Source organism: Tateyamaria sp. (assembly GCF_059783535.1).
In genome coordinates this window covers 1-17,580 of record NZ_JBYNDP010000006.1, presented here as the reverse complement: position 1 = coordinate 17,580, position 17,580 = coordinate 1, and the positions used below count along the sequence as shown (strand labels likewise).

The window sequence follows — 17,580 nt, the reverse complement described above, 5'->3', positions numbered from 1 at the left end:
CTTTTCTTGTTCCCCCCCCCCCCCCCGGGGGCCCCCCCCCCCCCCCCCCCCCCCCGGTCGCCGCAGTACACTGCGGCGAGCCCCTTGCCCCCGCCGCCCGCCCCTCATACCTATGGGCGCAACACGCAATCAAAGGTACTGACACATGTTCCAACTCCCTTTCCCCGTCCGCGATGCAAATGCAAGCACGGGGGATCAGCCCTTGGGTGACCTGCCCGAATGGAACCTTGATGACCTCTACACCGGCGAAGACGCGCCCGAACTGAAACGTGACCTCGATTGGCTGGAAGAAGCCTGCAAAAGCTTCGCCACCGATTACGAAGGCAAGCTGGCTGATCTCGACGCCAAAGGCCTGCTCGACTGCATCCAGCGCCAGGAACGGATCAACCAGGTAGCCGGTCGCGTCATGTCCTTTGCCGGCCTGCGCTACTACCAGCTGACCACCGATGCGGACCGGGCCAAGTTCATGTCGGACATGCAGGAGAAGATTACCAATTTCACCACGCCGCTGGTGTTCTTCACCCTCGAACTCAACCGGTTGGAAGACGATCACCTGAGCGGCCTCCTAGACCAGAACACCGACCTTGCCCGCTACAAACCGGTGTTCGACAAAATCCGGGCGATGAAGCCCTACCAACTCTCCGACGAGTTGGAAAAATTCCTCCACGACATAGGGGTCGTGGGCGACGCATGGGAACGGCTCTTTGACGAAACCATCGCGGGTCTCACCTTCGACATCGACGGCGAAGCGCTAAATATTGAAGGCACACTAAACTTCCTCACCGATCCCGACCGCAAGAAACGCGAAACCGCCGCGCGCGAGTTGGCGGAAGTGTTCTCAGGCAACATCAAAACCTTCGCCCGCGTCCACAACACACAAACCAAGGAAAAGGAAATCCTCGACCGCTGGCGTGGGATGCCCACGGCCCAGACAGGGCGGCACCTGTCGAACCAGGTCGAACCTGAAGTGGTCGAAGCGCTGCGCAACGCTGTCGTTGCCGCTTATCCCAAACTCAGCCACCGCTACTACGAACTGAAACGCAAATGGCTGGGGCTTGAGAAAATGCAGGTCTGGGACCGCAACGCCCCCCTGCCCATGGAAGACCCCCGCATCGTCAATTGGGACGAAGCAGAACAGACAGTGATGGACGCCTACAACGCCTTCGATCCGCGCATGGGTGAGCTGGCACAGCCCTTCTTCAAAAAGGGCTGGATTGACGCGGGCGTCAAACCCGGCAAGGCCCCGGGCGCCTTCGCCCACCCCACGGTGACGGACGTGCACCCCTACGTGATGCTGAATTACCTTGGCAAACCGCGCGACGTGATGACGCTGGCACACGAGCTGGGCCACGGCGTCCACCAGGTGCTTGCGGCAGGCCAAGGGGAAATGCTGTCCTCGACGCCACTGACACTGGCCGAAACCGCCTCCGTCTTCGGCGAAATGCTCACCTTCCGCAAAATGCTCGACGGCGCCAAGGACGACGCCCAACGCAAGGTCATGCTGGCGGGCAAGGTCGAGGACATGATCAACACCGTCGTGCGCCAGATCGCCTTCTACGACTTCGAATGCAAACTGCACGAAGCGCGGCGCGGGGGCGAGTTGACCCCCGAAGACATCAACGCCATCTGGATGAGCGTGCAGGGCGAAAGCCTCGGGCCCGCCTTCGAATTCATGGACGGGTACGAGACCTTCTGGGCGTACATCCCCCACTTCGTCCATTCACCCTTCTACGTCTATGCCTATGCCTTCGGCGACGGCCTCGTGAACGCCCTGTACTCGGTCTATACCGAAGGATCGGAAGGCTTCGAGGACAAGTATTTCGACATGCTCAAGGCGGGCGGCTCCAAACACCACAAGGAACTGCTGGCCCCGTTCGGCCTCGATGCATCGGACCCCAAGTTCTGGGACAAGGGTCTCAGCATGATCTCGGGCTTCATCGACGAACTGGAGGCGATGGAGGGGTAACACACCTCCTGGCGCTTGCCGGGTTGATGACCGCGCTTCTCCACAGGCATGGACATTTTCCCTTGTTGGCGCATGGATTGAAAAAAGAAAGCCGCCTGCTCCCGTTGTGAAAGCAGGCGGCATATTTCCAAAGCCCGACACTGAACGCGCCGGAACGCGTCAGATCACGCTGCCAGCAAAAACGCCCGAATCACACGCTCAGCCCCGTCGGGATCATCGCGGTGCACACCATGTCCGCACCCATCGAACATCTCGAGCTTGGCATTGTCCCCGACCGCCCGCGCGATCTCTTCTGAACAGACCGGCGGCGTGACCGGATCAAGCGCGCCCCCCAGAACAAGGGTCGGGCACGTGATCCCCGCCACCTCGCCCCGCATGTCCATCTCCTTCATTTCCTGGCCAAAGAAATGCACCGCCACCTCGGGTCGCTGGATGGCACGGTTGCGAAATCCGGCTGCATCCGGGTTTTCCGTTTGGCTGTAGAGCGGCAGACACACTTTCGCATATTGGTCAAAACGCTCTCGCGACGGGTCGGAAAAGAAATCATCCGCCATCTTAGCCGCGGCATCCCCACCCAGCCTGCGCATCATCTTCTTGGTTTCGTCCAGTCGGAATTGTGCGCAGGTCGACGACAATATCAACTTGGAAGGTCCCTGCGGATGCCGCGCGGCATAGTGCATCGCAACCATACCACCGAAGGATTGCCCAAAAACCACTGGGTGCGAAATGTTCAAAACGTCGCAAAAGGCGGCAATGTCATCGGCCCATTGGTCAAGCGTCCATGTGTCGGGGTCTCCGGTCGACCGTCCGCTGCCGCGATGATCCAGATAGATCACCTGAAAATCATCGGCAAATCGGTCGAAATAGGGGCGCAAGGTTGAGTGGTCAAACCCAGGCCCCCCATGTAGCACCAGCAGCGTCGGCCGCTCTTGCATGATGTCGGGACCAGGCTCCAGCTGAGCCCCCACGGTGTCAAAAAAAAGTCGGGCAGTATCGAGTTGAATATACACGCGAACCATACTCTCTAATCGTTTGAAATCATAAGTTGCTGCCTGCCGCGCAGCGCTCCCCCCTTTTCTCAATGGCATCTGACCAAGTTACTTCAGTTGACTATCCTTCGAACCGCGTCGGTTTATGCCGCCACGCTGAACCCGCACGGCATCTCGCTCTGCAACACAATCCACACACAGCTTAACCCCGGGCACCGCAATACGTCGTGCTTCCGGGATTGGTTCATCGCATTCGGCACAATGGGTCAGGCTTTCCCCGACAGGCGTTTTCCGAGCCTGCATGCGCGCAAGTTCGTCCGAGATCGATGCCTCGATCTGTTCAGACACAGCGCCATCCTTGGCCCATCCCCCTGCCATGATCCCGTTCCCTTAACCGATCCGAAAGAATCCCCAAAAAAGGTCGATCAACCACCGGTAGTTTTGGCTTTGGAAAACACCGCGTCAATAACCGTTTGCGTTCCCCGCGCATCTTCAAGGTAGCAGGGGTAGGCTGCACCGTCCCGAATATGGGCCGAAAACGCCTCGACCTGCAGGACATAGTGGTCCACTCCAGGAAACCGTTCTTCGGTCACAGTTGCCCCGCTCGCTCCGCCATGCACGTTTCGTTGCAACTCCAGCCGTGCGGTTGCAAATCGCGCTGGGTTGAAGGGCGCGGTCAGCTTGATGATCCCCTCCGATCCCACAAAGGTCATCTCCTGTATGGGGTGCATCCGCATCGAATTGACCCAATGGGCTGAAAAGCCGGGGAACCGGGCAGACACACGGGCCAGTACGTCGACACCGTTTTCGAAATCCACATCTGCATGGGTGATCTCGTCCGGCTCCTGCCCCGTCAGCCAGCGTGTGCAGCCATAGGTGTAAACGCCGATATCCGGAATGCCGCCGCCACCCGTCTCCGGGCGGTTGCGGACATTGCCGGGCTCGCTGGAGTTGTCGTAGCCGAACAGGCCCTCAACATGGATCAAGCGCCCGATGGCCCCTTCTTCGTACAGGGTGCGGGCACGTTGCCATTGCGGGTGATGCACGATCATATAGGCCTCGGTTGCAAAACAACCCGATGCGTCACGCGCCGCAATCAACGCGTCATACTCGGACGCCGCCATGGCCATTGGCTTTTCGCACAGCACATGTTTGCCGGCCTCCAGCGCCTTCAGCGACCATTCCACGTGCAGATGGTTGGGCAACGGGATGTAGACGGCGTCAATTTCAGGGTCCGCTAGCAATGCCTCATAGCTGTCGTGAACCCGCAGCCCCGGGGCAAAGGCGGAAAACGCCTCTGCCTTCTCGGGGGACGAGGTGGCAAGGGCTGCAAACGCAGCCCCTTGAGCCGCATGAATGGCCGGGGCCATGTCGTTGCGGGCAAAGTTGCTGGCCCCCAGAATACCCCACCTGATCGGATCTTTCATGGCCATGCCCCTTCTCTGCATCCAACACCGTTTGCGCTACCATATCGCCCAAAGGCCACGGCACAAGGCGATGCCTTCCGCACAGTCAGTCTGGCCTGCGCCGCGCACCAACTCCTATGATGCACCCAGCACAGGGAGGATATGTCATGCGGTGGATCAAACGAGGTCTGGTTGGGCTTCTGATGCTGGTGGTTGCAGGGGTCGCGGCCTTTCTCGCCATCGCTCCGGGCCATGTCGAACGCGGCCGCAACGCCGTTGTCGACCACGATCCCTACCCCGTCTCGGATGCGGCACAGTCCCTGCATGACAGCCTGATCGTGGGCGACTGGCATGCCGACAGCCTGCTGTGGAAACGCAGCATCGAAAAGCGGGCTGATCGCGGCCATGTCGACGTGCCGCGCCTGATCGAAGGCGGTGTGGCGCTGCAGGTCTTTGCCGCCGTCACCAAATCCCCCGCGGGCCAGAATTACGAAGCCAATTCCGCCGAAGCCTTCGACAACATCACGCCCCTTGCAATCGGCCAGCTTTGGCCGCCCCGCACGTGGGGGTCGCTGGCCGAACGCGCGCTGTATCAAGCCGAACGCCTGCACAAAGTCGCCGCCAAGATGCCCAACCGGCTGACCGTTATCACCACACGAGACGAGCTGGACGCACATCTCGCAGCCCGCGCCGCAGGCAGCCGCGCCGTGGGAGGCCTACTGGGCATCGAAGGGGCGCACGCGCTCGAAGGGGACATGGCCAATCTCGACCGACTGGAAGCAGCAGGGCACCGCATCATCGGCCTGCAACATTTCTTCGACAATGAACTGGGCGGCTCCCTGCATGGCACGCGCAGCATGGGCCTAACAGACTTCGGACGCGCCGTTGTGGCCGAAATCGAGGCGCGCGGCATGGTTCTGGACCTAGCCCATGCCAGCCCGGCAGTGGCGCAGGACGTGCTAACACTCACCGACATGCCGGTGATTGTCAGCCACACAGGACTGCACGGCTTCTGCCCCGTCACCCGCAATTTCGAGGATGAGATCATGAAGGCTGTCGCCGCAACGGGTGGTGTGATCGGCTTGGGTTATTGGGGAGATATTCTGTGCCGCGACGCCACGCCCGAGGCCATCGCCGCCATGATCGTCAAGGCGGTGGACACCGTGGGTTCTGATCACGTCTCGCTTGGCTCGGACTTCGACGGGTCGGTCAAGACCGCCTTCGACACGTCCAAACTGTCCAGCCTTACCCACGCACTGCTTGAAGCAGGGCTGAGCACCGAAACCATCGGCAAGGTCATGGGCGGCAACATGGTGCGGGTGCTGCGCGCACGGCTGAACTGATCAGTCGAGGTCGCGCGCCACGCGGAAACCGATATTGGTCTGACGACGGTTCACGGGCACAGACTGCCGAGTCTCGGGCGCGGCATTCTTGATCGGATCGTCAAACGAACCGCCTTTGAGCATTCCGCTCTCGCACCCGTCCAGTTTGCGCGGCAAAGACAGGTTGGCCCGCCAGCAATCGGCCACCCATTCCCACAGGTTGCCGGCCAGATCGTGCACACCATTGGCATCGGCCGGGTAGGACGCTACCAGCGCGACACCCGGATTGCCATCATTGCAGGACGTGTTGCGCCAACTGAATTGCGATGCCGCATCGCCGAAATTGCCCAGCGCACAGACGACATCAGCGTCGTTGTTCAGATCGCGGCTAAAGCCCTCCGCCTGAATTCGATGCTTCAACTGCCGCTCCAGCAACAACTCGAACTCGGCCTCGGTCGGCAGGCGATAGAGCGGACCATCGGTTTGCTCATTCAGCCAGTCAATATAGCCCATCGCGTCCATGCGACTGACACAAGACACCGGATGATCACTGCTCAGATCACTCTCTTGGTTGAAGGCCTGCGCCGTCTTGCGCAACTTGTCACCCTCTTGCCAGTCAAAGCAACTTGGCCCCTCAGACGTCTTGCCATCCACAAACGCGACCCCGGTATCCTCCGCGTAGGCACGGAACTGGCCGATGGTCACTTCGGTGGTCGAAATAAAGAAGGGCGCAACCTCCGCAGTGATCGACGGGATCGGATCGTCCACGGGGCGCGGACCATAGGCCATCGTTCCGCCCGGCACGCGGATCAGCGTCGGACAGTCCGGACAGGGTTTGACGCGCACTACCTGCTGGTTGCCTGGCGGCGGTGGGGCCACAGGTGTGGCCTGCTGTACAAGGTTGCGATACAGTTCAAGCTGCTCGTTGGCCAAAACCGTGTCCGGCAGCGTGTCGTCCTGAGAAGACACGGGGGTATCGTCCCCGCCCTGTGGCTGTGCCAGCCCTGCAAGCGCACGGATGATCGCGCGTTGCGTCAAATCATCGACCTGTCCGGTCTCTTCTAACCCCTGATCCCGCTGAAACAGAACCAGAGCCACCTGCGTCCGCAAGGTCAAAACGCCGGTGACACCGCCAGTGTCATAGCCAAGATCAATCAGCGCCTGCTGCAACTCAGCAACGTCGTCGGACCCGGGCGGATCAGGCTCGGGGTCATCTTCCTCCGGGGCAAAGGCCGCCGGGATCGGAAAGAAAAACGCCCCGTCCGATCCGGTCAGATCCCGGATTTGCGGCGTGATCGAACGTTGCCAGCCAAAGCGGGTGCGCAGGCGGGTCACTTCTTGCCCAACATAAGACTTCAATTCACCGACGGATACGATGTCATCCTTGCCCAGCGCATTGGTGGCATCTGCAGCCCCGCGCAAACCTTTGAGCAGGGCGTGGGTAAATACCGACCCTCCCAATTGATCGACTGCAATGGTCTGCTCATCCCCGCGGCCGGCGGTGATGACATGGCGCGCCGGTCCGCTCAACTGCGCACGCGTGATGTCAGCCAGATCCGATTGCGGTGCCGACCCCACCAACCCGGAAAAACAACTGTCCATAAGGTACAGCACCTGATGCGCGGTGATGTAGCTGTCCCAATCGGCGATATCGTCCATCGACACCATGGTCGAAAACCGGCCCTTGCGGCTGGTCTTCAAAGGCAGAAAGCCACGGGCACCCGGCCCCTGCCCCAAGGTCTCTCCATGCCCGGACCAATAAAACAGAAACCGGTCATTCGGGCCGACTAACTGGCGGAAGTCGTCCAACATCAGTTCTTCCAGCCGATCCTTGGTCACCTTGTCACCGGTCAGGATGTGCACATGGTCAAAGCCCGCTTCGTCCACCAGATAGTCCCGCATACGCTCCGGGTCCTTAGCGGTCGGCAGGTCTGTGAACTCGTCAAAATCACTGACACCAACGATTAGGGCATAGCTTTTCTGCAGATCGCGAAATCCCGCACGCACCAGCAAACGTTCGGTCACGGACCGGTCGTCGGGCCGTATGACGGCCTCGTCCAGACCACCATCGGCCCGGGCATGTGCCGCCAGCAGCGCCACACACAGCGCCAGCCGCCACATCATTCCGATTGCGCGGCCTGCTGGCGCTTCTGCTCAAGCTCCAGCTCCTTGGCCGCCACTTCAAGCTGCGCCTTGCGATAGTCGGTCCACTTGCCCAACAGACCAAAGACGGCTGCACCCAGCGTGGTGACCGCGCCAGCAACGGCCGTTATGGCACCGGCAATGTCTCCGCCCCCATCAGAACCTTGTGGGACAACACCGTCCGGCGCCTCGGACATCAAAATGACGTCTCCGGAATCCGAGCCAATCAGATAAGCAATCAGGGCCAACCCAATCGCGCCCAGAATTACAATGACGCTCCACCGTTTGAAAAATGTCATGGCGATCTCGCCCTTCGATGAATGAAATCAAACAATGGGCAAAGCCTACTGCAAGTTGAGCCAATCTCAAAGCGCGGCAATTGGGAGGTAAAACGGAAACACCCCGCCGAACCCGACGGGGTGTATCATGCTTGCACATTTCGACCACTACGCCGGGGTCATAAGCCCCTTGGCCTTGGCGATCTCGCGCATTTTCTTTTGCAGCTTCTCGAAGGCGCGCACTTCGATCTGACGGATGCGCTCACGGCTCACGCCGTACTCACCCGACAGGTCCTCCAACGTCACTGGCGCATCTGCCAGGCGGCGCTGAGTCAGGATGTCCTTCTCGCGCTCGTTCAACACGTCCAGCGCCTCGGCCAGCATCTCGCGGCGCACTTCCAGCTCATCACGGGCTTCATAGTCGGCGGCCTGGTCGGCGTCTTCGTCCTCCAGCCAGTCCTGCCACTGCATGGACCCTTCGCCTTCGGACCCAACGGTCGCGTTCAGCGACGCATCACCACCCGACAAGCGCCGGTTCATGGAGACAACCTCGGCCTCGGTTACGCCGAGATCCGTCGCGATCCGCTTGACGTTCTCAGGGCGTAGATCGCCCTCTTCCAATGCACCAATCTTGGCCTTCGCCTTGCGCAGATTGAAGAACAGTTTCTTTTGGGCCGATGTTGTGCCCAGCTTCACCAGCGACCACGACCGCAGAATATATTCCTGTATCGACGCGCGGATCCACCACATCGCATAAGTCGCGAGGCGGAACCCTTTCTCCGGGTCAAAGCGTTTGACGGCCTGCATCAGGCCCACATTCGCTTCCGAGATCACCTCGGCCTGTGGCAAGCCATAGCCGCGATAGCCCATGGCGATCTTCGCCGCGAGCCGCAGGTGGCTTGTGACCATCTTGTGGGCCGCACCTGTGTCTTCTTTCTCGACCCAGGCCTTGGCCAGCATGTATTCCTCTTCCGGCTCCAGCAGGGGAAATTTGCGGATTTCCTGCATGTAGCGGTTCAGGCCGCCTTCCGGCGTCGGTGCGGGAAGATTTGCGTAATTAGCCATAATGTCCCTCCAGTCTCCCCGTTTCATGTTTAGGGGCTTAACATTCCATATGGGACGGCGATCGCCCGCGTTCAAGAGGCGGGGGTCGTCGCACCCTCAATATGGCATGCACAACCGCTCTTCGGCAGGGCCTGATCCGTGCGTTCACGCGCATGTGCTGTTCATTACAGGCTTATGTAAAGACTATTTGACCAAGCGCCTTTTCGAGCGCTCAAGCCTCCAAAACAGCCAGTAAATCGGCAAAATCCCGCGGCAAAGGAGCCTCGAACCGTAACATCTGACCAGACACCGGATGCTCAAATCCCAATACAGCAGCATGCAGCGCCTGCCGTTCAAACCCGGAAACAGCAGCCGCAGCCGCCTCTGACAGCGCCCCGCGGGCCAGTTTCCGCCGCCCACCATAGGTTGGATCGCCCACCAACCCGTGTCCGGCATGGGCCATATGCACACGAATCTGATGTGTGCGCCCCGTCTCAAGCCAGCATTCCACCTGGCTCAAAACCGGTGGCGTCCCATAACGCTCCACCAACCGCGCCCGCGTAACGGCGTGCCGCCCGCCCTGAAACAAAACGGCCTGCCGCTGGCGATCAGTCTTGTGACGGGCCAGTTGCGTGGTCAGCTTCAACACGTTGCCGGGTTCAAAGGACGCCCCCTTCACCCCACGCAAACGTGGATCGTTGCCATCGGGGACACCGTAAACAAGCGCACGGTAGTAGCGCTCCGCCATATGCTTGGCGAATTGCGCAGCCAGCCCGTGATGCGCCGCATCGGATTTGGCTACAACAAGCAGCCCGCTCGTATCCTTGTCGATCCGGTGCACGATGCCCGGGCGCTTCATCCCCCCGACACCCGACAGATCATCACCGCAATGATGCATCAACGCATTGACCAACGTGCCCGAGGGCGACCCGGGCGCCGGATGCACCACCATGCCCGCCGGTTTGTTGACGACGATCAGATCGGCATCCTCGTAAACCACGTCCAGCGGAATATCCTCGGCCCCGATATGGCTCTCTTCGGCGGCCTCGACGGTCACTTCAACCACTGCCCCCTCGGCGACGCGCGCCTTGGGATCGGCGGCGACGACCCCGTCCACGGTTACCGCCCCATCCGCCAGCAACCGCGCCAGCCGCGTGCGCGACAGCGCCGCGCCCTCTGGCACGTCGCGGGCGATGGCCTTATCAAGACGCGCAGGCGGATCGGCTGCAATGACAAAGGAGACGGACGTGGACGACATGGACACCCCAGAAATGCCGGCCAACCTGACCTTTTTGCGGCGGCTGGTGACGGTGTTGACGATCATCATGATCGCGGGCGTTGTAACGGTGGTCGCGCTGCTTGTCATCCGGCTGAATGCCGACCCTGCACCCCTGCCCCTGCCCGATCAGGTCACACTGCCCGACGGCACCAAGGCCACGGCCTTCACCATCGGCTCCGACTGGTTCGGCATCGTGACCGAAAACGACGAAATCCTGATCTACGATCAGGTGACCGGCACATTGCGGCAAACCATTACCCTGGACTGAGCCTCTAACTTGGTGGGTTCGAACCGAAAAACGATGATGGCCTGCGCCGCAAGGCGCTCAATTGAGTTTAAATGGTAGCGCCCAGACGTTCGGGGGATGGGGCCGCGCGTTTTGAGTTGCAAAACACCATTACACCGCCGTCACTTTCTCAACTTGTTCGAAGCTGCGGATGGTACCACCGCCCCGGCTCGAACGGGGGACCTCCTGATCCACAATCAGGCGCTCTAACCAACTGAGCTACGGCGGCACTGCGGGTCAAATACCTTTGCCGTCGACCGATTGCAAGACCATCAAAAGCGATAAACCCACGTCTGCTCCACCAAATCCTGCCCGAAGGAGTGGACAGGTTTCGACGCCACCAAATCCCACCCGGTGCGGGCGTAAAGCGCGCAGGCTGCTTCGTGACTTTCATGAGTCCACAAGGTCATGCCGCTGTACCCGACCTCCCGCGCAAAGGACATGCACTGATCCAGCAACATCCGCCCGGCACCCTTACCCCGCGCCTCTGGAACCAGCAGGAATAAACGCAGCTTTGCGGTAGTCGCATTATGGCGCACGCAAAAGATCGACCCCAAAGGCTGCCCCTCAGACTCGGCAATCCACCCTCGCTCACAGGATGCGTCATGCTCAGCATTGAACGCCTCCAGGATAGACCGGACGAGCGGACCAAAGCTGTCATCGAACCCTGCTTCGCGCGCATAAAGACGCCCATGCCGGTCCACCAGCCAATCGGTATCCTCGGGTCGAAACGGGCGTATGCTCACATCTGTCATGCCACGACCATGACCGACGCCCGCTTGCCTTTCAATGCCGATCGGGCTAGCACCGCGCTTCAACTTCCGCCGGAGATGGCCATGGGCATCAACAAAGAAAGCGACATCGAAGCAAACCTGCAGATCGGGCCAACCGACGCAGGCATGGTGCGCATTTATGTCGAGGCGAAAGGTATTGAAATTCCAATGGATTTCGACCCCGAAGAGGCTGAGGAAATCGCCGACGAGATCAAGGCAGCCGCCAAGGCCGCCGGCGCGATGAAACGCTAACGCGGCAACCACTTCGCCCTCCCGCTCCGATGTAAACGGATCCTTCGCAGGTTTGTTTGATATCACAATGTGGGCGCAACGTGCGAAGCCGTTCGTCCACGGTCATGCTCAGCGGGTCAAAGCCATTCAGAGATCGCGGCACATAGACAACCGCTGGCGAGTGGTCAGAACCGAATATCGTAGCCCGCTTTCAGGCCGTAGTTTTCCGGCGCATACGTCCCCAAACCTCCCCAAAAGCTGTCGATCGCAATCGAGCCGCCGGCCTGGGTTGAAAACCGGATGCCCAGGTTCACGCGACCGCTACCATGGTGCTGACCTGGCAACGCCAACGCATCATGCCCGAAGCGTTGAGTTGTGGTGCGCGAGAAAGCCCCGCCCCCAGTCAGGATGACAGGAGCACCATTCAACTGTCGCAGCGTACGACGAAACTCCAACCCCAACTGCATATGGCGCTGTTGAATGCTTTGTCCGGCAAGCGGGTTGCTCCCACGCGACAACACATCATCAGTGGCGTATGACGCCAGAAAGCTCGGGGTCAGGGTCGTAACGCCATAGCGAAGCTGGCCGGTCAGTTTCAACTGCGCCAGACCGCGCCGCGTGTCCGGCCACAGCGTGCTGTCACCGGACCGCCGGATGCTATGAGACGCCTTCCCCCGCAAAAGACGCCCTTCAACAAACACAGGCTGATTGGCGTGGCGCGCCAGGAAATAGGACCCGGCCATTGCACCCCCGCCCGCCCTGTCGGACCGGGCACCTTCTTGCGACAGGTAATCCGCCTCGATCATGCCGCCGACCACAAGGGTCGGCGTGACGTAAGTGTGCAGCCCCATCGCACCGAATCCGTATTTGAACTCACGTTTACCGGTGTCATTCCACCGCCCGCTCACGCGCGCCCAAAGCGGTGAATCCACGCCACTGGAAAAATGCAAAACGCCGCGATTGTCTTTTACGTCCGCGTTCAAGGCACCGGATCCGACACCCGACAAAAGCGCGGCAAGTTCCGGTTGGTATCGGATCAAATTGTCCAACCGTGTCTTTTGGAACTGATGCATAAGCCTGCTGGTCTCGACCGTATCCGCCCGACTGCTCATGTCACCCGTCCCAAGCATTGCGACAAGGACCATCAAACCAAAGGCAAAGACGCGCTTGGCAATGGAGATGACCAGTCGTGGAAAAACCACACCATACATCGCTTTGCGGATTTGGATCACGTTCATCACATAGGCCCTTGGCAGAACTGGGTCAGACAGGATGTGGCGAAGTCGTTTGGCCGCTCAGGCATATGAACGGCCTGCGCATGTTTACACACGCTCTGATTGATCAGCCACCCAAAACTCGCAAAAACCAGACAAAGACCGTGCAGCGGCGGTCACCATGCGAAACAAATCGCTGCACAAACAGGCAACGCGATAGGCAACTGCAGCAAAAATCACCGTTCAGGACCACCCCAACCCCGACCCCGGGTCACGCAGCACCTGCAAGCGCCGCGCCGCGTGGGTAGCAAACTTCTGCACCATCACCTTGCGCCGCGCCGGTGCCAGCTTATCCTCGGGGGCCATGCGGATGATCTCGGCATCATAGGCGTCCGCGATGATCAACCCCGTCCCCTCGGGCAGCAGATCAACAGGAAAATCCCCGTCGACGGCCCAAAAGAACCGATCGCACCACTCCAGATACCCTTCCCACTTGTGGTCCGACATGAAATCGGCACGGCTGGACTTGCACTCGATCACCCAGATCTCACCCTTGGCGCCCAGCGCCATCACGTCGACGCGCAGGCCGCGCGCGGGCACCAATTCTTCGACCGCAGCCAGACCAAGACTGGCCAGGTGGCGCGACACGCCACGGGCCAGCAATTGGCCGGGCATCATGGTGGTAGGATCAAGGGCGGTTTGCATGAGGTCGAGAATATGAACAAAACCTGAACAAAAGCAAGCCACGCCTGCCCCCTTGGCGTTCCGCGCCTCTGCCCTTACCTTTGGCCGACAGCGGTGGGAGCTGACATATGACCAATGACACAGGGCTGAGCCAGACACAGGCGCGCGGCGTCCGCTATGCGCGCGAACTTGAGGGGCACCTCGGTTGGCTCGACACCTTCTCCGGCACAGCCCTCGGGGTGCTCGCCACTGCGTCGGGCATATACACCTATCTCGGGGTGTCGTCCCTGCTGGATGAAAACGGGGCCATGTCGGTCTTTGCCGCCATCGCTTACTCGGTCGCGGTCTCCGTGGGCATCTTTGTCTTCTGGTCCTACATGATGCGGCTCTTTCCAGCCGTCCGCTCCGCCCGTGCCCGTATCGGGCTGATGGTGGCGATGGGCGCAGGCTCGCTTGCCATCGTGGCCATGTCCTCCTGGCTCAATGCCGCCGCCCTCGCCGGTTCAGCGGCGGTCGAACAGCACCTCGCCAAAACAGTGCAGGACTACCAAAACAGCCTCGAACGCGCCCATGAAGTGGCCCTGACCGGCCAATCCCTCGAACGCGACGTGGCCCGCGTCCGGCAGTCCTTCGAAGACCTCTCTGAACAGGAGGCCGCCGGCGCACTCTCGGGCCTTGCAGGCCGTGGCGCCGTTTTCCGTGTCCTGCGCCAGAAAGCGGCGGAACTCTCGGGGCTAGAGGGGCAAATCAGCGCCCAGACCCCACTTGTCGAAAGCGCCTTTGCCGAGGGCAACGTGATCCTGTCCCGCATGCGCGCCCTCACTGTCGAACCCGGACCGGTTGAGGCACGCAGCGTCGAATTCTCCGAACAAGCGGTCCGGCTCGCAGGACTGATCACCCAAATCCGCCAACTCTCGGTCGCGCCGCTTGTCGAACGCGCAGCCCAGGACCTTGCCGCCTCGGTCGTCCTGCCCGAACTCGACAGCAGCACCGAACAGGGCCGCACCGATCAGGCGGCCACCATCACCTCGGTGCTCGAAGTACTGGCACAGCGCGCCACCACGCTTGAACGCGCGGCTCAAGCCGTACAGGCAATGGCACCAACCACGGACGTGACCTACACGCCCATTTCGTCCGCCGATGCGGTCATCCTCTATGCCCGCAATTTCGTGCCCTCGTGGGCCGGGGCCATCGCCATCGACCTGCTGCCTGCGGTGCTTGTCTTCATCCTCGCCATCACCCAATCCGCCATCCGCGGCGGGCGCGAAGGGGCCGCAGTCGAAGACACGCTGACCCTCGCCGAATTGCGCGCCGCCATGGTCGCCCTGCGCGATGTCGAAGACACGATGACCGCCCCCGGCCAGATCAACCCACCCGACACCCCCAAACGGGTCGCCGAATGACCGACACGGCGGACACAGAAAGCAAACCACGCAACCCCGTTGCCCGCGTGCTGATGGGCGTCCTGATCTTCCAGCTAGGCATCGGCGGCCTCCTGATCCTTGGCGACATGCAGGGGCTGCGCCTGCCCACCTTCGGCCCCGACGCCCCGCGCCTCACCGAACCCGTGCGCCCCGGCGACCAGCGGCGCACCTTCCGCCCCGACCGCGACCGCCCCGTCACCCAACCGGCCCGCGATCCCGGCGAGTTGCCCAACCGCCTCGTCCTGACCCAAACCGACGGCACCACCTACCGGCTCGAAGGTGAAATCAGCGCCGGCGACGCCGACCGGCTCGCGGGCCTCATCACCCAAGCCGACCCCCGCCCCGACACGCTGATCCTGCAAAGTCCCGGCGGCTCGGTTCAGGACGCACTGGCGCTCGGGCGTGTGATCCGGCGCGAGGGGATCAGCACCCAAATGCTGGCGGGCGAGTTCTGCTATTCCGCCTGCCCCTACCTGCTGGCGGCAGGCAGCACCCGCGACATTGACGCGGACGCGTCAGTTGGCGTCCACCAACACTATTTCGGCCAAAACACCTTCCTCCCCGCAGCCTTTGCAGTCGAAGACATCCAGCGCGGCCAGGCCGAGGTGATGACCTATCTCGACGAGATGGGAATCGACCCGCTCGTGATGCAACACGCGCTGAGCACACCACCGGACGAGATCTATGTGTTGCTGCCGGAAGAGCTGGAAACATACGGATTTATCCAAAAATCTGAATGACTTATTCGATCTCTGATCAAACAGCACCCAGCAGGCTTGACATGATACCAAATGGTATCTCATTAATATGATACCAAATGGCATCATATGTGAGACACACCATGAAACCCCTCGCCGTCCTGCTGCTGGCCACCGCACCAGCGCTCGCTGACCCAGCGATTATACTCACGCCCTCCGACACGCTCGAATGGGACACGACACCCGAAGGCGTGGCCTTCGCCCCCCTCTCAGGCGACCGTATGGCGGAACCCTACTTTGCGATGGTCCGCCTGCCCGCAGGCACAGTCAGCCCGCCCCACACCAAATCCGCCACCATGTTCGGCGTCATGCTCGAAGGGCAAATGACGCACGCTGCACCTGACGCACAGAACCCGGCCATCATCGGCCCGGGCAGCTACTACGAAATCCCGGCCAACATGGCCCATGTCTCGGCCTGCGTCTCTGACAGCCCCTGCGTGACCATGCTCTATCAGGACGGCGCGTTCGACTTCCTTCCGGTGACGCCATGACGGACCAGACCCAAAACGCATTCCGGGCGCTGGCCGACCCGACCCGGCGCGACATCCTGCGCATGCTCTCGGCACAGGACATGACCATCGCACAAGTGTCCGACCGTTTCGACATGACGCGGGCGGCGGTGAAAAAACACCTGACGGTGCTCAGCGATGGCGGCCTGATCACGGTCGAAGCGCGCGGCCGCGAACGGATCAACACGCTCAACCCTGCTGGCCTCGCACCGGTGCTCAACTGGCTCGAATATTTCGACCGCTTCTGGGACGACCGCCTCGATGCTCTCAAAACTGCTATTGAAAAGGACCTCCAATGACCGAAACGACGTTGCAGAAAACCATCTTCCTCAAGGCACCGCGCCAGATGGTGTGGGACTACCTCACGCAACCGGAACAGCTCGCCAAATGGTTCCACGCCCCCCAAACCCCACTGACCGAGGGCGCCAAGCTGGAAATGTATGGCACAACCAGCGGCGACTTGTTGATCTGGGGCAAAGTGATCAAGGCCGACGCGCCCACATATCTCGAATACACGTTCACGGTCCGCCCAATGGGCGATGCGGTCAGCACTGTGAAGTGGACCCTCTCGGACGTCCCGGGTGGTACGCAATTGGCGCTGACCCACGAAGGCCTGCCACAGGACGAAGCCGCTTTCGGCCTCATCCTCTCGCTCGACAACGGCTGGGATGAACACCTTATGCGCATGCGCAACGACATTCATGGAGAGGACTGATGGACTACACCGCAACGATCACCACCAGCGCGCCACCTGAACAGGCCGCGCGTCTGATTGCGGATGATCTTGAACTCTGGTGGTCCACCCGCGTGGACCGCACCACACAGGGCTTCACCATCCGCTTCAACCGCAGCCACGCGACCTTTGCCCTCGATCCCGACAGCACAGCCCAAAGTTTCGCATGGAATTGCACCGACGCCCACATGATCATGGAGGGGGTGGACGATCCGGCCGAATGGAAAGGCACCCGCCTTGTCTGGCGGATCGCCTCCGCCCCGGGCGGCAGCACGGTTACGCTGACCCACGAAGGGCTCTCGCCACAGATCGCCTGTTTCGACATCTGCCAACGGGGCTGGCAACACTTTTTCGAAGCCAGCCTGCGCAACCATCTGAACGGCGAAACGGCCCGGCCCGAGACCAGCCAACCTGCGGCATAACGTATCGCGTTAACCCATCTGCGCGCCCCACACCCGGCGCGCGGAGAAAAATGCGCAGTTTCGGCCTCTAATTGTGCACTTCACCGAAATCGGTCCGAAGCATCCCCGTTTTACCCCGAC

20 protein-coding genes and 1 tRNA gene are annotated in these 17,580 nt (G+C 61.0%); 10 read left to right on the top strand and 11 right to left on the bottom strand.

Going from position 1 to position 17,580, the window contains the following annotated elements; all coding sequences use genetic code 11:
* Positions 1–145 precede the first annotated feature (145 nt).
* On the top strand, positions 146–1,966 hold the full coding sequence (locus AC6RA8_RS02355; RefSeq protein WP_500350522.1) for a M3 family oligoendopeptidase: 1,821 nt from the start codon (positions 146–148) through the stop codon (positions 1,964–1,966).
* Positions 1,967–2,130: 164 nt separating this feature from the next.
* Here the strand turns inward: AC6RA8_RS02355 and AC6RA8_RS02350 are convergent, their stop codons facing one another.
* The 3 genes from AC6RA8_RS02350 to AC6RA8_RS02340 form a co-directional block, all read right to left on the bottom strand.
* Complete coding sequence (locus AC6RA8_RS02350; protein WP_500350521.1) at positions 2,131–2,976, bottom strand: alpha/beta fold hydrolase; 846 nt, start codon at positions 2,974–2,976, stop codon at positions 2,131–2,133.
* A gap of 87 nt (positions 2,977–3,063) precedes the next feature.
* Positions 3,064–3,333, bottom strand: a complete 270-nt coding sequence (locus AC6RA8_RS02345) for a DksA/TraR family C4-type zinc finger protein (RefSeq protein WP_500350520.1) — start codon at positions 3,331–3,333, stop codon at positions 3,064–3,066.
* Between the two features lie 47 nt (positions 3,334–3,380).
* Positions 3,381–4,382 carry a Gfo/Idh/MocA family protein gene (locus AC6RA8_RS02340; RefSeq protein WP_500350519.1) on the bottom strand — a complete coding sequence of 334 codons (1,002 nt, stop codon included), beginning with the start codon at positions 4,380–4,382 and terminating at the stop codon, positions 3,381–3,383.
* 146 nt (positions 4,383–4,528) lie between these two features.
* Between AC6RA8_RS02340 and AC6RA8_RS02335 the strand changes: the two genes are divergently transcribed.
* Positions 4,529–5,704: a dipeptidase gene (locus AC6RA8_RS02335; protein WP_500350518.1), complete on the top strand. Its 1,176-nt coding sequence runs from the start codon at positions 4,529–4,531 to the stop codon at positions 5,702–5,704.
* Here AC6RA8_RS02335 and AC6RA8_RS02330 read toward each other — a convergent pair whose 3' ends face one another.
* From AC6RA8_RS02330 to AC6RA8_RS02315, 4 genes are all read right to left on the bottom strand, one after another.
* Positions 5,705–7,807, bottom strand: coding sequence for an SUMF1/EgtB/PvdO family nonheme iron enzyme (locus AC6RA8_RS02330; RefSeq protein ID WP_500350517.1), 2,103 nt, complete (start codon positions 7,805–7,807; stop codon positions 5,705–5,707). It lies immediately after the preceding gene.
* The gene (locus tag AC6RA8_RS02325; RefSeq protein ID WP_500350516.1) at positions 7,804–8,124 is read right to left on the bottom strand and encodes a hypothetical protein; all 321 of its coding nucleotides are present in this window, start codon (positions 8,122–8,124) and stop codon (positions 7,804–7,806) included. The genes AC6RA8_RS02330 and AC6RA8_RS02325 overlap by 4 nt, the downstream gene beginning before the upstream one ends.
* Before the next feature lie 147 nt (positions 8,125–8,271).
* Positions 8,272–9,168: an RNA polymerase sigma factor RpoH gene (gene rpoH, locus AC6RA8_RS02320; protein WP_500350515.1), complete on the bottom strand. Its 897-nt coding sequence runs from the start codon at positions 9,166–9,168 to the stop codon at positions 8,272–8,274.
* 211 nt (positions 9,169–9,379) lie between these two features.
* The gene (locus AC6RA8_RS02315; RefSeq protein WP_500350514.1) at positions 9,380–10,405 is read right to left on the bottom strand and encodes an RluA family pseudouridine synthase; all 1,026 of its coding nucleotides are present in this window, start codon (positions 10,403–10,405) and stop codon (positions 9,380–9,382) included.
* Between AC6RA8_RS02315 and AC6RA8_RS02310 the strand changes: the two genes are divergently transcribed.
* Positions 10,404–10,694 carry a DUF6476 family protein gene (locus AC6RA8_RS02310; protein ID WP_500350583.1) on the top strand — a complete coding sequence of 97 codons (291 nt, stop codon included), beginning with the start codon at positions 10,404–10,406 and terminating at the stop codon, positions 10,692–10,694. The genes AC6RA8_RS02315 and AC6RA8_RS02310 overlap by 2 nt on opposite strands.
* 170 nt (positions 10,695–10,864) lie before the next feature.
* Here the strand turns inward: AC6RA8_RS02310 and AC6RA8_RS02305 are convergent.
* Together AC6RA8_RS02305 and AC6RA8_RS02300 are read right to left on the bottom strand one after the other, a co-directional pair.
* A tRNA-His gene (locus tag AC6RA8_RS02305) sits at positions 10,865–10,941 on the bottom strand.
* 43 nt (positions 10,942–10,984) lie between these two features.
* Complete coding sequence (locus AC6RA8_RS02300; RefSeq protein WP_500350513.1) at positions 10,985–11,467, bottom strand: GNAT family N-acetyltransferase; 483 nt, start codon at positions 11,465–11,467, stop codon at positions 10,985–10,987.
* An 81-nt stretch (positions 11,468–11,548) separates the two neighbouring features.
* Between AC6RA8_RS02300 and AC6RA8_RS02295 the strand changes: the two genes are divergently transcribed.
* Positions 11,549–11,737: a DUF6324 family protein gene (locus AC6RA8_RS02295; protein ID WP_500350582.1), complete on the top strand. Its 189-nt coding sequence runs from the start codon at positions 11,549–11,551 to the stop codon at positions 11,735–11,737.
* A 164-nt stretch (positions 11,738–11,901) separates the two neighbouring features.
* Here the strand turns inward: AC6RA8_RS02295 and AC6RA8_RS02290 are convergent, their stop codons facing one another.
* Both AC6RA8_RS02290 and AC6RA8_RS02285 read right to left on the bottom strand, forming a co-directional pair.
* Complete coding sequence (locus AC6RA8_RS02290) at positions 11,902–12,954, bottom strand: hypothetical protein (protein ID WP_500350512.1); 1,053 nt, start codon at positions 12,952–12,954, stop codon at positions 11,902–11,904.
* A gap of 219 nt (positions 12,955–13,173) precedes the next feature.
* Entirely contained in the window at positions 13,174–13,635 is a 462-nt protein-coding gene (locus tag AC6RA8_RS02285; protein WP_500350511.1) for an MmcB family DNA repair protein, read from the bottom strand.
* Positions 13,636–13,742: 107 nt separating this feature from the next.
* Here AC6RA8_RS02285 and AC6RA8_RS02280 point away from each other — a divergent pair, with 107 nt between their 5' ends.
* From AC6RA8_RS02280 to AC6RA8_RS02255, 6 genes are all read left to right on the top strand, one after another.
* On the top strand, positions 13,743–15,017 hold the full coding sequence (locus AC6RA8_RS02280; protein WP_500350510.1) for a hypothetical protein: 1,275 nt from the start codon (positions 13,743–13,745) through the stop codon (positions 15,015–15,017).
* Positions 15,014–15,778, top strand: a complete 765-nt coding sequence (locus tag AC6RA8_RS02275; RefSeq protein ID WP_500350509.1) for a COG3904 family protein — start codon at positions 15,014–15,016, stop codon at positions 15,776–15,778. Before AC6RA8_RS02280 ends, AC6RA8_RS02275 begins: the two co-directional genes overlap by 4 nt.
* Positions 15,779–15,879: 101 nt before the next feature.
* On the top strand, positions 15,880–16,287 hold the full coding sequence (locus tag AC6RA8_RS02270) for a cupin domain-containing protein (protein WP_500350508.1): 408 nt from the start codon (positions 15,880–15,882) through the stop codon (positions 16,285–16,287).
* Entirely contained in the window at positions 16,284–16,604 is a 321-nt protein-coding gene (locus tag AC6RA8_RS02265; protein WP_500350507.1) for an ArsR/SmtB family transcription factor, read from the top strand. Before AC6RA8_RS02270 ends, AC6RA8_RS02265 begins: the two co-directional genes overlap by 4 nt.
* Positions 16,601–17,020, top strand: a complete 420-nt coding sequence (locus AC6RA8_RS02260) for an SRPBCC family protein (protein ID WP_500350506.1) — start codon at positions 16,601–16,603, stop codon at positions 17,018–17,020. Before AC6RA8_RS02265 ends, AC6RA8_RS02260 begins: the two co-directional genes overlap by 4 nt.
* Entirely contained in the window at positions 17,020–17,460 is a 441-nt protein-coding gene (locus tag AC6RA8_RS02255) for an SRPBCC family protein (protein WP_500350505.1), read from the top strand. The genes AC6RA8_RS02260 and AC6RA8_RS02255 overlap by 1 nt, the downstream gene beginning before the upstream one ends.
* Positions 17,461–17,580: the final 120 nt, after the last annotated feature.